The 13,945-nt window shown below is 65.0% G+C and carries 12 protein-coding genes; 8 read left to right on the top strand and 4 right to left on the bottom strand.

The window, feature by feature from the left end:
* The first annotated feature begins 11 nt into the window (after window positions 1-11).
* The gene (locus I2H36_RS09680; RefSeq protein ID WP_196263693.1) at window positions 12-380 is read left to right on the top strand and encodes a hypothetical protein; all 369 of its coding nucleotides are present in this window, start codon (window positions 12-14) and stop codon (window positions 378-380) included.
* Entirely contained in the window at window positions 377-1,516 is a 1,140-nt protein-coding gene (locus tag I2H36_RS09675) for a Gfo/Idh/MocA family protein (protein WP_196263692.1), read from the top strand. Before I2H36_RS09680 ends, I2H36_RS09675 begins: the two co-directional genes overlap by 4 nt.
* A 400-nt stretch (window positions 1,517-1,916) precedes the next feature.
* Here the strand turns inward: I2H36_RS09675 and recQ are convergent, their stop codons facing one another.
* Both recQ and I2H36_RS09665 read right to left on the bottom strand, forming a co-directional pair.
* Window positions 1,917-3,719 (bottom strand): DNA helicase RecQ, encoded by a 1,803-nt coding sequence (gene recQ / locus I2H36_RS09670; protein WP_196263691.1) that lies wholly within the window; start codon window positions 3,717-3,719, stop codon window positions 1,917-1,919.
* Window positions 3,716-4,987 carry a BaiN/RdsA family NAD(P)/FAD-dependent oxidoreductase gene (locus tag I2H36_RS09665; protein WP_196263690.1) on the bottom strand — a complete coding sequence of 424 codons (1,272 nt, stop codon included), beginning with the start codon at window positions 4,985-4,987 and terminating at the stop codon, window positions 3,716-3,718. The genes recQ and I2H36_RS09665 overlap by 4 nt, the downstream gene beginning before the upstream one ends.
* A gap of 153 nt (window positions 4,988-5,140) precedes the next feature.
* Between I2H36_RS09665 and I2H36_RS09660 the strand changes: the two genes are divergently transcribed.
* Both I2H36_RS09660 and I2H36_RS09655 read left to right on the top strand, forming a co-directional pair.
* On the top strand, window positions 5,141-5,605 hold the full coding sequence (locus tag I2H36_RS09660; RefSeq protein ID WP_196263689.1) for a CAP domain-containing protein: 465 nt from the start codon (window positions 5,141-5,143) through the stop codon (window positions 5,603-5,605).
* Between the two features lie 135 nt (window positions 5,606-5,740).
* Complete coding sequence (locus I2H36_RS09655) at window positions 5,741-7,519, top strand: SLC13 family permease (RefSeq protein ID WP_196263688.1); 1,779 nt, start codon at window positions 5,741-5,743, stop codon at window positions 7,517-7,519.
* Window positions 7,520-7,526: 7 nt separating this feature from the next.
* Here I2H36_RS09655 and I2H36_RS09650 read toward each other — a convergent pair whose 3' ends face one another.
* Window positions 7,527-7,778, bottom strand: a complete 252-nt coding sequence (locus I2H36_RS09650) for a hypothetical protein (RefSeq protein WP_196263687.1) — start codon at window positions 7,776-7,778, stop codon at window positions 7,527-7,529.
* A gap of 216 nt (window positions 7,779-7,994) precedes the next feature.
* On the opposite strand from I2H36_RS09650, the gene I2H36_RS09645 reads away from it, so the two are divergent.
* Window positions 7,995-8,753: a hypothetical protein gene (locus tag I2H36_RS09645; protein ID WP_196263686.1), complete on the top strand. Its 759-nt coding sequence runs from the start codon at window positions 7,995-7,997 to the stop codon at window positions 8,751-8,753.
* 68 nt (window positions 8,754-8,821) lie between these two features.
* On the top strand, window positions 8,822-9,781 hold the full coding sequence (locus I2H36_RS09640; RefSeq protein ID WP_210331019.1) for a DMT family transporter: 960 nt from the start codon (window positions 8,822-8,824) through the stop codon (window positions 9,779-9,781).
* Here I2H36_RS09640 and I2H36_RS09635 read toward each other — a convergent pair.
* Window positions 9,744-10,697: a hypothetical protein gene (locus tag I2H36_RS09635; RefSeq protein WP_196263685.1), complete on the bottom strand. Its 954-nt coding sequence runs from the start codon at window positions 10,695-10,697 to the stop codon at window positions 9,744-9,746. The two genes, I2H36_RS09640 and I2H36_RS09635, sit on opposite strands and share 38 nt — an antisense overlap.
* Before the next feature lie 250 nt (window positions 10,698-10,947).
* Here I2H36_RS09635 and ribA point away from each other — a divergent pair, with 250 nt between their 5' ends.
* Window positions 10,948-12,060, top strand: coding sequence for a GTP cyclohydrolase II RibA (gene ribA / locus I2H36_RS09630; protein WP_196263952.1), 1,113 nt, complete (start codon window positions 10,948-10,950; stop codon window positions 12,058-12,060).
* A 145-nt stretch (window positions 12,061-12,205) separates the two neighbouring features.
* Entirely contained in the window at window positions 12,206-13,888 is a 1,683-nt protein-coding gene (locus I2H36_RS09625) for an L-lactate permease (RefSeq protein WP_196263684.1), read from the top strand.
* The last annotated feature ends 57 nt before the right edge of the window (window positions 13,889-13,945 follow it).

Here is a 13,945-nt window from a genome sequence, read left to right as displayed (position 1 = left end):
GGGAAGAATGCATGATCAGGAGCGTGCTTCTTCGCATTGCTGAGATACTCGCGTTCGCATGGTGGCTCTTCGCCTTAAGGGCAACCTTCCTGTTCACGGTCCATCTGCCGTATCATGAGACAGCGCCGCAGCAGGATGGCTGTTACCTGACCTCTGACTGGTTCATCCATGTTGATTGTGGATCGAGCGAAGGCAGTGATCCTCTTGGCGGCGTGCTGACCTGGGCTATGCTTTGGACAAAGGATATCGATGTCCTGATCAGCCTCTCGGCAATTCCGGTTCTCACGCCTCTCGTGCTTCTCTGGCTTGGTTCGGTCTTCCTCGCGGCCAGTTTCCTGTTTCGACTGCTGCTCAAAGCTCAACATCGGAGGTCAACATGACTTCACTCGGCATCGGCCTCATCGGCACAGGCTACATGGGCAAGTGTCACGCGCTGGCCTGGAACGCCGTCGCGGCAGTGTTCGGAGATGTGGCGCGGCCGCGCCTTGCGGTGCTGGCCGAGCATTCGCAGGAGCTGGCTGACAGAAAGGCTCAGGAGCTCGGTTTCGCCCGCGCCACCGGCGACTGGCGCACGCTCGTCGCCGATCCCGCCGTCGACGTGGTGTCGATCACCACGCCCAATGCCTTTCATCCTGAGATGGCGATTGCGGCTCTGGAGGCGGGCAAGCATGTGTGGTGCGAGAAACCGATGGCGACGCGGCTTCCCGATGCGGAGCGCATGCTGGCAGCCGCCCATGCGTCGGGCAAAGTTGCGGCGCTGGGCTACAATTATATCCAGAACCCGATCATCCGTCTGATCCAACGCCTCCTCGACGAGGGCGAGATCGGGGATGTGAACCACGTGCGTCTTGAAATGGACGAGGACTTCATGGCGGACCCGGAGGCGCTTTTCTATTGGAAGAGCGAGGCCACATCGGGTCATGGCGCGCTCGACGATTTCGGCGTCCATGCCTTGAGCCTGATCCGCGTCCTGTTCGGCGGCGTGCGACGCGTGTGCGGTCACATGGCGAAGCCCTATGCGGACCGGCCGGTGCAAGGCGGCGGACGCCGCGCGGTCGAGACCTACGACATCGCGACGACCTTGATCGAGCTGGAGAGCGGCGCTTCAGGAGTGATTGCGCTCAACCGTTCCGCCTGGGGTCGCAAGGGGCGCATCGCCGTGCAGCTTTTCGGCTCCAAGGGCACCATCGTGTACGACCAGGAGCGCATGAACGAGGTGCAGCTCTACACGGTCGGTGGGCCGAAGGAGACACAGGGCTTCCGCACCATCCTCACCGGACCGCAGCATCCGCCCTATGACAAGTTCATCCCGGCGCCGGGCCACGGGCTGGGCTTCAACGACCTCAAGATTATCGAGTGCCGCGAGCTGATCCGGCGCATCGACGGCGAGGCGGCGCATTTGATCACGTTCGAGGACGGCATCCGCATCGAGCGCACGGTGGATGCGATGGCGCGCAGCGCGCATGAGGGGCGGTGGGTGGAGGTGGCGGCCGGTCATGGGACAGGCGCCGCCTGACCCCTGTATCATCCCCGGGCTTGTCCCGGGGATCCACGCCTTCATCATCTCTACCACTCAACCCTCATCCTGAGAGTCTGGCTCGAAAGGCCCTCCTCCCCCTTGTGGGGAGGAGCTGGAGGTGGGGGTGCCGGCGCCAGAGCCTCATAGGCTATCGCTCACACCCCCACCCTGGCCCTCCCCACAAGGGGGAGGGAAACTCGCGCTCACCCTTTATGAGCTAGCCTTTGAGGAGGTCACTTTAGTGACGGTCTCGAATGGTCAGGGCGTTTCCAGTGTTCTCTGGAAGCTCCTTCGAGACGGTCGCTGCGCGACCTCCTCAGGATGAGGGAGAGGATGTGATGATGGGTCTTGAAGATGTGGGGGCCGGAACAAGTTCGGCCATGACGAGGGGAATAGTTTAACCCGCGTGCGCTTTCAGCACTTCAAGAAACGCATCCGCATAGCGGTCGAGCTTGGCCTGGCCGACGCCGTGAATCTCGCCGAAGGCGCGCACGGTCACCGGGCGCTTGGCCGCCATGTCGATGAGGCTGCGGTCTGAAAAAATCACGTAGGCCGGTACGCCCTCTTCCTTGGCAAGCTTCGTGCGCAGACCCTTGAGGTCGAGAAGCAGCGGATCGTCGGAGGGCACGACGGATTCCGCTTCCATGCGGCCGCGCCGGCGGCGGCGCTCGGCCGGCTTCATCAGCACGTCGGAGCGCAGCTCGATCTTCTCCTGGCCTTTGAGCACGGCCACACCCCTGTCGGTCAGGGTCCAGCGGCCGTATTCCGCAAGCTCCAGGCTGATCAGGCCCGCCGCATAGATCTGCCGCAAGAGCGAGCGCCATTCCTGCTTCGAGCGGTCGTTGCCGACGCCGAAGGTCTTGAGCTTGTCATGGCCGAAGCGGCGGATGGAATCCGTGCCGTCGCCTACGAGAATGCTGATGAGATGCTCCGTGCCGAAGCGCTCGCCGGTGCGCACGATGGCGGAGAGAATCTTCTGCGCCTCGATGGTGCCGTCGAAGGACATGACGCCGTCGATGCACAGGTCGCAATTGCCGCAGGGCTCCGTCGTCTCGCCGAAATAAGCCAGCAGGGTCTGGCGGCGGCAGCGCGGCGCTTCGCATAAGGCCACCAGTGCATTGAGGCGCTGGCGCTCGACGCGCTTCTGCTCGTCGGCCGCATCGCTCTCCTCGATCTGCAGGCGGCGCAGGCGCATGTCGTCGAGGCCGTAGAGGGTGAGCGTGTCGGCGGGCGCGCCGTCGCGGCCCGCGCGGCCGATCTCCTGGTAATAGGCCTCGATGGATTTCGGCAGGGCCGCGTGCGCCACGAAACGCACGTCGGGCTTGTCGATGCCCATGCCGAAGGCGACGGTCGCCACCATCACCACGCCGTCCTCCTGCAGGAAGATGTCCTGGTTCTTGGCCCGGTCCTGCTGGTGCATGCCTGCATGGTAGGGCAGCGCGCGATAGCCAGCCTGGCTCAACGAATCGGCGAGCCGCTCCGTGGCGTCGCGCGACGAGCAATAGACGATGCCGCTCTCGTGCCGGTGCTTGTCGAGGAAGCCGAAGAGCTGGCGCTTGGAATTCTCCTTCGACTGCATGGCAAGCCGCAGGTTCGGCCGGTCGAAGCCGTGGATGAAGAGTCGCGGCTCCTCCTCGAACAACCGGTGCATGATGTCGCCGCGCGTCGCCACATCGGCCGTGGCGGTGAGCGCGATGGTCTGCACGTTGCCGAGCCGCTGGCGCACCTCGCCGAGCATGGCATATTCGGGCCGGAAATCGTGGCCCCATTGCGAGACGCAATGCGCCTCGTCGATGGCGAGCAGGTTGACGCCCGAACGGGCGAGCCATTCCGTCGTGCTCGTGTTCGCAAGCCGCTCCGGCGAGGCATAGAGGATGCGCATGCGGCGGTCGCGCACCGCATCGACCACGCGGCGGTTCTCGTCCTGGTCGTTGGCGGAGTTGAGGCTGCCCGCCTCGATGCCGAAATGGCGCAGCGCCGCCACCTGATCGCGCATGAGCGCGATGAGCGGCGAGACCACGAGGGTCAGTCCTTCCCGGGCCAATGTGGGCAGCTGGAAGCACAGGGACTTGCCGGCGCCCGTGGGCATGACGGCCAGAACGTCCTCGCCGGCCAGCACGGCGCGCACGATCTCCTCCTGTCCTTCGCGGAAGGAGGGGAAGCCGAAGACGTCGTGGAGGATTTTAACCGGATCGATCACGTCTGCCGTGTGGCCGATGAAGGCCCCAAGGTCAATGCGGCATCGGGAATCCCTAAAAACGCCAGCACGCCACGGGCGGCGGCGATGCCTGAGGCGAAGGTGGCCTGGAGCAGGTAGCCGCCGGTGGGCGCCTCCCAGTCCAGCATCTCGCCGGCCACGAACACGCCGGGCATCCGGCGCAGCATCAGGTGCCCGTCGAGCTCGCTGAACGGCACGCCGCCGGCGGTGGAAATGGCGCGCTCCAGGGACTTCGTGCCGGTCAGCGTGAGGGGCACGGCCTTGATGAGTCGGGCGAGCGCCTCCGGATCGGTCGGCAGGGCCGGGGAGGCTTCCCGCAGCAGCGCGATGCCGACCGGGCTGAGGCCCGCAGCTTTTCGCAGGAAGGTGGAGGCAGATTGGCCCTTTCGGGGTGTGTCGAGCTTTCTCAGCAGGGTCTCGTGGGGGAGATCGGGCCTGAGGTCGATGTGCAGGAGGGCACTGCCATCTTGTTCGATAGCGTCGCGTAAGCGGGCCGACAGGGAATAGACCGCCCCGCCCTCGATGCCGTCCTGCGTGACGATGGCCTCGCCCTTCACGGTTATGCCCGCGAAGGTGAGGGCGATCCGCTTCAGGGGCTCGCCGGCGAAGCGGCTGCGCATGATCTCGGACCAGGGGCAGAGGAAACCCATATTGGTCGGGCGAAGCGTCGAAACCGCGATGCCGCGCCGGGAGAGAGGCTCCACCCAGCCCCCGTCGGAGCCGAGCCGGGGCCAGCTCGCGCCGCCGAGCGCCAGGATCGTGGCCTCGGGCTTGGCCCGTACGGTCTCGCCGGCGGCATCGGTGAAGATCAGGTGGCCCGCGTCGTCCCAGCCCTGCCAGCGGTGGCGCAGGGCGAATCGCACGCCGAGCGCGTCCAGCCGGCCCAGCCAGGCGCGCAGCAGCGGCGAGGCCTTGAACGCCTTGGGGAACACGCGCCCGCTCGAGCCCACGAAGGTCTCCTGCCCCAAGCCCTCGCTCCAGGCGCGCAGGTCGGCGGGGCGAAAGACCCCGATCAGGGGCTCGAGCTGCGGCCGAGCCTCGGCATAGCGGGCGACGAATCGCTCGAATTCCTCCGAATGGGTCAGGTTCAACCCGCCCCGGCCCGCCATGAGCAGCTTGCGGCCTGCTGAGGGCATCCGGTCGTAGAGTGTGACGGCAACGCCGGCGCGCGCCAGGATCTCTGCCGCGATCAAGCCGGCAGGGCCGCCGCCCACGATGGCGGCTTCAGGGGAGGAGGATTGTGAGGGCATGCGGTTAGCTGACGCGGGAGGACAAGGAATCTGGACCCTCACGCTGCATCATGGCATGCAGCGGCAAACGGGTTCATGGCCTCCTGCACATGAACGCCACAGGTGTTTTTTTCAAGGGGAGCGGCGCCTGAACGCCGCCCGAAGGGGAATGCGATGCGTGCTCTTTTCATCGCCGGCGTGATCGCCCTGGGACTGGCCGGCTGCGCGGGCGATTCGGCTTTGACGCCCAAGGATGCCGTCCTGGCGAGCTCCACGAACGATGCGGCCCAGGCGGCCGCCCTCATCTCGGCCTACCGGGTATCGAAAGGCCTGAGCCCGGTGACGGTGGATCCCCGCCTCAACAAGGCGGCGGAGCACCAGGCGCGGGTGGTGGCGGCGGCCGGGCAGCTCAGTCATGGCAGCTTCGTGAGCCGCATGGATGAGTACGGAATCAGCGGCTATTCCGCCGAGAACCTCTCGGCCGGTCAGGATTCCGTCGACAGCGCCATCGGCCGCTGGAAGGCCTCGCCCGGCCACAACAGCAACCTCCTGATGCCCCAGGCCCGCAAGATCGGGCTGGCCCGCGCGGATGCCGACAATCGCTACGGCCGCTACTGGGCGCTCGTGCTCGGGCAATAGCGCATTGCGCCGTTCATAGAGCGAGCATCGCGTTGATCCCAAAAGTGGCTTCCACTTTTGGGCCTGATGCTTGGTGAAGGCACTATTGTGGAGGTGAAGCGTTAGGACTCCGGTTCCTCTCGCTTCAAGCTCCCCATGACCCACCAGCAAATGCTTTCCTTCGCCATCGTCGCCGGGATGATGGCGCTCTTCGTCTGGGGACGCTTCCGCTACGATCTCGTGGCGGTCCTCTCGCTCCTCGTGGCCGTTCTGGTCGGCGTCGTGCCGGCCGACAAGGCCTTCGAGGGCTTCAGCGACGACATCGTCATCATCGTGGCAAGCGCGCTCCTGGTCAGCGCCGCGGTGGCGAAGTCCGGCATTCTCGAAGCAGGCCTCAACCGGGTCGGGCCTTACTTACGCACGACGCAGATCCAGATCGTGGTGCTGGTGGGCGTGGTGACGGTGCTGTCCGCCTTCGTGAAGAATATCGGCGCGCTCGCTATGATGATCCCGGTGGCGTTCCAGATCGCCCGGCGCACCAACACGCCGCCTTCGAGCTTCCTCATGCCGATGGCGTTCGGTTCGCTCCTCGGCGGCATCGTGACCCTGGTCGGCACCTCGCCCAACATCATCGTGTCTCGGGTCCGGGAGGAACTGCTCGGCGAGCCCTTCGGCATGTTCGATTTCACCCCCGTGGGCCTTGGCATCGCGCTCGCGGGCGTGGTCTTCCTGGCCTTCGGCTACCGCCTGCTGCCGCAGGGCCGCAAAGGTGCCGCTTCGCTCGATGCCGCCCTAGACATCAAGGACTACATAACGGAAGCCCGCGTGATCCCTGAATCGGATGTGATCGGCCAGACGGTGGCGGATCTCCACAGGCTCGCGAACGGCGAGGTCAAGGTGGCGGCCATCATCCGCAACGAGACCCGCAGCTCGAGTCCGCTGCCCGATGCGACCATCCGCGAGAACGACGTGCTCATGCTGGAAGGCGAATCGGATGCGCTCGAGAGCGCCGTCGCCCGTGCGGGCTTAAAGCTCAGTCGCGAGCATCACCAGCCGGAGACGGACGAGGCCACGGACGAGATCGGTGTTATCGAGGCCATCGTCGGGCCGAATTCGGCTCTGACCGGGCTGTCGGCGGAGCGCATCGGCCTCTACGAGCGCTTCGGCGTCAACCTGATTGCGGTGAGCCGCAGCGGCGAGCGGTTCAAGGAGCGCCTGCGCACCATCAATCTGCGGGCCGGCGACGTCATCGTGCTCCAGGGCAATCTCAAGCGGCTGCCCGATACCTTGCGCGATCTCGGCTGCCTGCCGCTCGCGGAGCGCGAGATCCGGCTCGGCAGCGCGCGCCGGAGCCTTGTGCCGGCTGCCATCCTGGCCGGCACAATGGTGCTTGTCGCCTTCAACATCCTGCCGGTAGCCATTGCGTTCTTCGGCGCGGGCGTGCTGCTCGTGCTGTTCGGCTCACTGACGTTGCGGGAGGCTTACGAGACCATCGAATGGCCGATCATCGTGATGCTGGGCGCCCTGATCCCGGTCAGCGAATCGATCCGCACCACGGGTGGCACGGACCTGATCGCCGGCTGGCTGTCGTCTGCCGCCAACATGCTGCCGCCGACTGGTGCTCTCGTGCTGATCATGGTGGCGGCCATGGCCGTGACGCCGTTTCTCAACAACGCCGCGACCGTGCTGGTGATGGCCCCCATTGCAGCGAGCTTTGCCAGCCAGCTCGGCTTCAGGCCGGATGCCTTCCTGATGGCGGTGGCGATCGGCGCGGCCTGCGACTTCCTCACCCCCATCGGTCACCAGTGCAACACCCTAGTCATGGGGCCGGGCGGCTACCGGTTCGGGGATTACTGGCGGCTTGGGCTGCCCTTGTCGATCATCGTGGTGGTGGTCGGCGTGCCGCTCATCATGCTGGTCTGGCCGCTGCGCTAGCCTCAGCTCAATGCAGGAGGGAAGTGAGGAGCAGGGTTGTCCCCACGGCCGATGACGACAGGGCCACGATCATGGCCCAGATGTGCAGCCTGTCCCGCTCCTCCTGGTTGAGCAGGGGGCGATAGCGCGAATCCGAGCGGCCGAAGATGAAAGTGGTGGTACGCGCCGGCCGCGGATCATGAGGCATGACGCAGAAGCTCGACCGCACTGGCTGGTGACGGATGCTGTAGGTCGTTTCGCGGGAGAGCGGCGGGGTCATGGCGGGACGCTACACGGGGCTGGTTTGCGAGCGAGAGGTTCGCCTTAAAGCCGTGAACGAGTCGTAAAGGTGCCGGGTCACCTCTCATCGTCGTAAACCAAACCTTTATTGTTCCCCGATCTTCGCTGTGGATGATCGGATGGATCCTGAAGTGACGGCTCGATTTCCATATCGGAAAAGTTACGTTACGTCGTAACGATAACGAATGAGGTCCGTATGATCAGGATCGCGACCGGTGCCGCAGCTTTGGCCATGATGTTCATGCTGGCTGCCTGCAACCAGACAGGAGCTGGATCGGCCGCAATCTCCGCAGCAACGGCACTGGACCCGACGGGATTGTCCGGCACGGCCATCGGCCTTGCCGAGAGTGCTCAGCCCGAGCGGGATCCGGATCCGAAGGACATGGATTTCAGCAGCTTTGCCCCCCGCCTGTCGGATATCGCAGCAGGCAACATGGCTGGGCCGGATTATCTGCGCGAATTCGACAAGCAGGCAAGCCAGATGATGGCCGAGCAGGCCGCAGATACAGCGCGGTCTGTCGGCCAGGAGGCCATCGATGGTGTACTCAGCGGAGGGCTGAGCCTTGCAGGAGCAGGCCCTTCGCTCGCCATGCAGGGGCTCAGAGGAAGCATGCTGGCAGGGCAGTTGGCAGCCGCTCGAGGCCAGATCAACGCCAGCGTTGCTCAGGGAGAAGCACAGCGGGCCGCCGAACAATTTCTTCCCAATGGGGATCGACCGGCGGAAGCCAGAGCGGTTCTGTCGATCATCGATCGGCCGGTGGGAAGCAACGCCTCGTGGAAAAACCCGGAAACGGGAGCCTCCGGCAGGGTGACGTTGAAATCCAGAGACCGGAATTCCTTCGGCGGGCTCGATTGCCGAATCCTGACACGAGAGGCGACAAGCAGCCGGACGGGACGGATCAGCGAGATGCTGGCCTGCCGCAACAAAGGGGAATGGTACGACTTTTCCTACTGACCGCAGAAAACGGGTCGTGCCAGGGCCTGCTTTGTGTCATTCCGGTTCGCACGATCCGGAAACGCCCAATGACACAAGCCTCCATTCAGAAAACCATGACTGCGTCCGATTGGGCGCTGCTGGCCATTCTCTCCATCGTATGGGGCGGATCCTTTCTCTTCATCGGCGTTGCCGTGCGGGAGTTGCCGCCTTTGACCATCGTGGCGATCCGCGTGCTGACGGCAGCCCTTGCCCTGCTGCTCGTCCTGAAGCTGATAGGCGTGGATCTGCCGCGCAGCCGTCAGGCCTGGGTGGCCTTCCTGGGCATGTCGATCCTCAACAACGTCATTCCCTTCACGCTGATCGTCTGGGGGCAGAGCCATATCGCCAGCGGGCTGGCTTCCATCCTCAATGCCACCACGCCACTCTTCACGGTGATCGTGGCCCATTACCTGACCGCGGACGAACGCCTCACGGGCCAAAAGTTCGCTGGTGTCATCGTGGGCTTCATCGGCGTGGCCATCATGATCGGCGCCGCCGCCATGGCATCCCTGGATGCAAGCATCCTGGCGCAACTCGCTGTGCTGGGCGCAGCCTTGTCCTATGGCTTCTCGGGTGTGTTCGGGCGGCGGTTCAAGACCATGGGCATTCCGCCGCTCGCCACTGCCGCCGGACAAGTGACGATGTCGAGCGTTCTCCTGCTGCCGGTGGCGCTGATCGTCGACCGGCCCTGGAATCTCGGGCTGCCGAGCACGCAAGCCGTCCTGTCCCTCGCGGCGCTCGGCCTCGTGTCGACAGCCTTTGCCTATCTGATCTTCTTCCGGCTGCTCGCTCGGGCCGGCGCCACGAATGTGGGCCTCGTGACCTTCCTCATCCCGGTGAGCGCCATCCTGCTCGGCGTGCTAGTCCTCGGCGAGACGCTCGCGGCGCGGCACGTCGTCGGCATGGGGTTGATCGGTCTAGGGCTCATCCTCATCGACGGCCGCGCAATGTCGGCCATGACGGCGCGTTTCAGCGGGAGGCGGCTGGCGACGCGCGGAAACGGTTGAACATCATGTCGGGCGCGCTGGTGTTGTGGCGCGACGGCACGAGCCGGCCCATCCAGGCATCCGTCGCCTTGCCGCCCCGGAAATTCATGATCATTTCCTCGCGCCAGGAGTGGGCGCCTTCCTCCCGCACGGCGACGCGGGCGACATCCGCATTGAACTCGGTCACGTACATGGACCGCAGGCCCGCGAAGGGCATGCCGGAGACGGCCTGATCGAAGGACACGTCGAGCGTCATACGCTCTTCGTTGAGGGCTTTCATGACGACACTCGCCTTGCCGCCTTGGACGAGGGTGAGAGTGAAGGTCATGGCTGCCGGGTCGAAGGCCACGTCCTTCAGATTCACCACGGGCCGCTGGTCGAACTCCACCGGGCCGACCAGGAAGGAGGACCCGTAGGAGGTCCAGTCGAGATGCTCAGGGGGAAGCGGCTTGATGCGCCAGTAGCCGTCGCCCGGATAGATCACGAGCACCTCCACGGCCTTGTCGCCGCGCTTCTTCAGCAGCTGAAGCAGGTGGATGTTGCGCTCGACTCGTGCGCCGATGGTCACGGTCACGTCGCTGGGGCGCCAGAACTCGGTGAAGGACAGGCCCATGATCCGTATATTGCCGTCCTCGTAGAGGGTGCTCATGGTCGGGTGCGGCTTGGCGGAGGTCTGCTCTGAAATGTCCTCGCAGGCGGTCCAGTCCGGCTCCCAGCGATCCTGGCGGAGAGAGCCCATATAGGCCGGATGCACGGCCTCGATCTGGAAATGCCGCACGTCCGGAGAGGCGAAGTTGATCGCCACATTGTCCTTCTCGGCGCAGAGCACCGGCTCGCTGGTGTTCGTCACCTCGACTGCCAGGCCGTCCAGGGTGGCGGCGCTGGCCGTGGTGGCCAGACCAAGGAAGCCGAGGGCGATGAGCCGGGGAAGGAGCATGGAGATCGTCCGGTGTGTCTGTGAAAGCGGGGCTGGTAGATAGCGCGGACCGACTATGCCGTCGAGCTAGGAGACCTCTGCACCGGGGCCTGTTGATCCGGCATGGCAGGGGTCACATCTCTGGCATTAGAGATCGGATCGTGCCTGTGCTAGGGTGCGGGCGAGCCCTAAAGCGTGACTTGAGGGGCCTGTGGCCCTGAAACATGCGATTTTCCGCCAGATGTGAGGCTGTTTGCCCGAGTTTGCGATGATGCGCCTGACCTTGAGCCTGTCCGACAATCCCGCCACGACCCTGGTCGAGCGGGCGATCATGGAGTTCCGTAGCGCCCGACCCGTCGTGATCGACGGCGTTAAGGGCAGCGCGCTCGTGATCGGCGTCGAGGATCTGGACGAGGCCCGGGCGGCCGAGATCGGCGCCGTTGCAGGCTCTCATGCCCATCTCGTCCTGCCGGCGGCAAGGCTTCGCCGCCTCGGCCTCGAGCGGGAGGTTCCCGGGCGAGTGGCCCTGCCGGTAGCCGACCGCACCCGTGTGGAAACCCTCGCCCTGAAGGTGGACGGCCGCATCGATGCGCCGGTTCGTGCCATCGATGCCCTCGACGAGGAGGCGCTGGAACTCGCCCGCCTGTCCCTGGTCCTGCCGGCCGTGATCGTGGTGCCGCTGGCGGAAGGCATCGAGATCGACCCGTCCCTGATCCGCGTCCCGGGCGAAGCGATTCGGGGCTACCGCCGCGCCAAGGCGGCCGATCTGGCCATCGTCAGCCGCGCACCCGTGCCGCTGGAAGGCGCGCCCACCAGCGAGTTCGTGGTATTCCGCGGGGGAGAAGGATTGCGCGATCAGGTGGCGATCATCGTCGGCAAGCCGGATCTCTCCAAGCCCGTGTCCGTTCGGCTGCATTCGGCCTGCCTCACGGGCGATCTCTTCGGCAGCCTCAAATGCGATTGCGGCGACCAGCTGCGCAATACCGTGCGCTTCATGGCCGAAAGCGAGGGCGGCATCCTGCTCTATCTCGATCAGGAAGGGCGTGGAAACGGCATCAGTAACAAGATCCGCGCCTACAAGCTGCAATCGCAGGGCTACGACACCTACGACGCCGATGAGGTGCTGGGCTTCGAGGCGGATCAGCGCCGGTTCGATTTCGCGGCCGTCATGCTGAAAGCCCTCGGCGTCGGCAAGGTTCGCCTGATGACCAACAACCCCGAGAAGATCGCGGCTCTCAGCCAAGCCGGGCTCGAGGTGATTTCCGACCATCGCGTGCTGGGTCGTCCTACGGCGGAGAACGTCAGTTATCTTGCAGCCAAACGCGACCGGGCCGGGCACTACATTGACCTTGAGGGCATGCTCGCCTGCTCGAGCAAGGATTGAGCGGCCGGCGCCGCTAAATTCCTCTCAAACTCATGTTGTCGCAGTAGAACAACGTTCTAGCTTTCCCTAAAGCGGAAAGACCGCTCCGGCCTGACCGCACGCCACGGACGCCAGTTCGCGCTGGCAGGTTTGGGGGGAGAAGCTCATGTGGAGTCAGGTCTACAACCCGTTCGGCAACGCGACGTTGTCGACCATCGCGGCGGCCATTCCGGTGGTCCTGCTCTTGGTGATGATCGCGTCCGGCAAGGTGAAGGCGCACATTGCCGCCGTGGTCGCCCTTCTGGCGGCGATCGCGGTCTCCGTCTTTCTGTTCACCATGCCCACCGGGCTTGCCACCCGCGCCGCCCTGTTCGGCGTGGCCACCGGCATGTTCCCCATCGGGTGGATCATCCTGAACGTCATCTTCCTCTACCGCCTGACGGTGGAGAGGGGGTATTTCGCTACGCTTCAGCAATCGGTCGGCGACATCACGACGGACCGGCGCCTGCAATTGCTGCTCGTCGCCTTTGCCTTCGGGGCCTTCTTTGAAGGCGCGGGCGGGTTCGGCACGCCGGTTGCCGTGACGGGCGCCATCCTCATCGGGCTCGGCTTCTCGCCGCTGGCAGCCTCCGGTCTCTCGCTGATCGCCAACACCGCTCCGGTGGCCTTCGGGGCCCTCGGCGCGCCCATCCAGGGACTGGCCTCCGTGACCGGCTTCGACCCTTACGTCCTCGGCGCCATGGTCGGGCGTCAGCTGCCTTTCTTCTCGCTCATCGTGCCGTTCTGGCTGATCGCGGTGTTCGCGGGATTGCGCGGCATGATGCAGATCTGGCCTGCGATCCTGGTGTGCGGCGTCTCCTTTGCGATCCCGCAATTCCTGATCTCGAACTACGTCAATCCCTGGATCGTCGACATCGGCGCGTCCCTGATCTGCATGGGGTGCCTCGTCGGCTTCATGCGGATCTGGCATCCGAAGGAAATCTGGACCTCGCCGGCCCTGCGCACGCGCGACGATTCCGTGGGCACCCTCTCGAGCCCTGCGCCGCTGGGCGCCGCCACGCCCAGCATGAGCCCTCGGGCCGACCGCAGAGAGGTCTTCCTGGCCTGGGTGCCGTGGATCATCCTGTCGGTGATCGTGGCGATCTGGGGCACCGGCTGGTTCAAGGCGCTCGTCAACCCGATCTTCACCTGGAGCTACCCGATTCCGGGTCTGCACAACATGGTGCAGAAGGTGGCGCCCATCGTAGCCAGTCCCACGGCGGAGCCGGCGGTCTTTGCCTTCACCTACATGTCCTATACAGGCACGGGCGTGCTGATCGCCGCCATCATCGCGGGCTTCGTCATGGGCTTCTCTCCCTTGAGGCTCATTACGGCCTGGTTCGAGACGATCTGGGTGCTGCGTTACTCGCTCATCACCATCGCGGCCATGCTGGCCATCGGCACGCTGACGCGCTTCTCGGGCGTCGATGCGACCCTTGGCCTCGCCTTCGCCGGGACGGGCATCCTGTACCCGTTCTTCGGCACTTTGCTGGGCTGGCTCGGCGTGGCGCTGACGGGGTCGGATACGGCATCGAACGTGCTGTTCGGCGGCTTGCAGAAGATCACGTCCGAACAACTCGGATTGTCACCCATCCTCATGGCGGCGGCGAACTCCTCCGGCGGTGTGATGGGCAAGATGATCGATGCGCAATCCATCGTCGTGGCATCCACGGCGACGAACTGGTTCGGCCATGAGGGAAGCATCCTGCGTTTCGTGTTCTGGCACTCCATCGTGCTCGCCTGCCTCGTCGGCGGCCTCGTGATGCTGCAGGCCTATGTCCATCCGTTCACGGAAATGGTCCTGCACTGAATGCGTGACAAGAAAAGCGCCGCCAGGCGATCCGACGGCGTTTTCAGACCTGGATCA

Source organism: Microvirga terrestris, assembly GCF_015694425.1.
Taxonomy (GTDB): domain Bacteria; phylum Pseudomonadota; class Alphaproteobacteria; order Rhizobiales; family Beijerinckiaceae; genus Microvirga; species Microvirga terrestris.
This window is presented reverse-complemented; position numbering and strand designations above follow the sequence as displayed.

Excerpts from the sequence above, each read along its gene's own strand:
- I2H36_RS09680 (WP_196263693.1), top strand. The coding sequence starts at position 12 with ATGATCAGGAGCGTGCTTCTTCGCATTGCTGAGATACTCGCGTTCGCA.
- I2H36_RS09675 (WP_196263692.1), top strand. The coding sequence starts at position 377 with ATGACTTCACTCGGCATCGGCCTCATCGGCACAGGCTACATGGGCAAG.
- I2H36_RS09665 (WP_196263690.1), bottom strand. The coding sequence starts at position 4,987 with ATGCCCTCACAATCCTCCTCCCCTGAAGCCGCCATCGTGGGCGGCGGC.
- I2H36_RS09660 (WP_196263689.1), top strand. The coding sequence starts at position 5,141 with ATGCGTGCTCTTTTCATCGCCGGCGTGATCGCCCTGGGACTGGCCGGC.
- I2H36_RS09655 (WP_196263688.1), top strand. The coding sequence starts at position 5,741 with ATGACCCACCAGCAAATGCTTTCCTTCGCCATCGTCGCCGGGATGATG.
- I2H36_RS09650 (WP_196263687.1), bottom strand. The coding sequence starts at position 7,778 with ATGACCCCGCCGCTCTCCCGCGAAACGACCTACAGCATCCGTCACCAG.
- I2H36_RS09645 (WP_196263686.1), top strand. The coding sequence starts at position 7,995 with ATGATCAGGATCGCGACCGGTGCCGCAGCTTTGGCCATGATGTTCATG.
- I2H36_RS09640 (WP_210331019.1), top strand. The coding sequence starts at position 8,822 with ATGACACAAGCCTCCATTCAGAAAACCATGACTGCGTCCGATTGGGCG.
- I2H36_RS09635 (WP_196263685.1), bottom strand. The coding sequence starts at position 10,697 with ATGCTCCTTCCCCGGCTCATCGCCCTCGGCTTCCTTGGTCTGGCCACC.
- ribA (WP_196263952.1), top strand. The coding sequence starts at position 10,948 with ATGCGCCTGACCTTGAGCCTGTCCGACAATCCCGCCACGACCCTGGTC.
- I2H36_RS09625 (WP_196263684.1), top strand. The coding sequence starts at position 12,206 with ATGTGGAGTCAGGTCTACAACCCGTTCGGCAACGCGACGTTGTCGACC.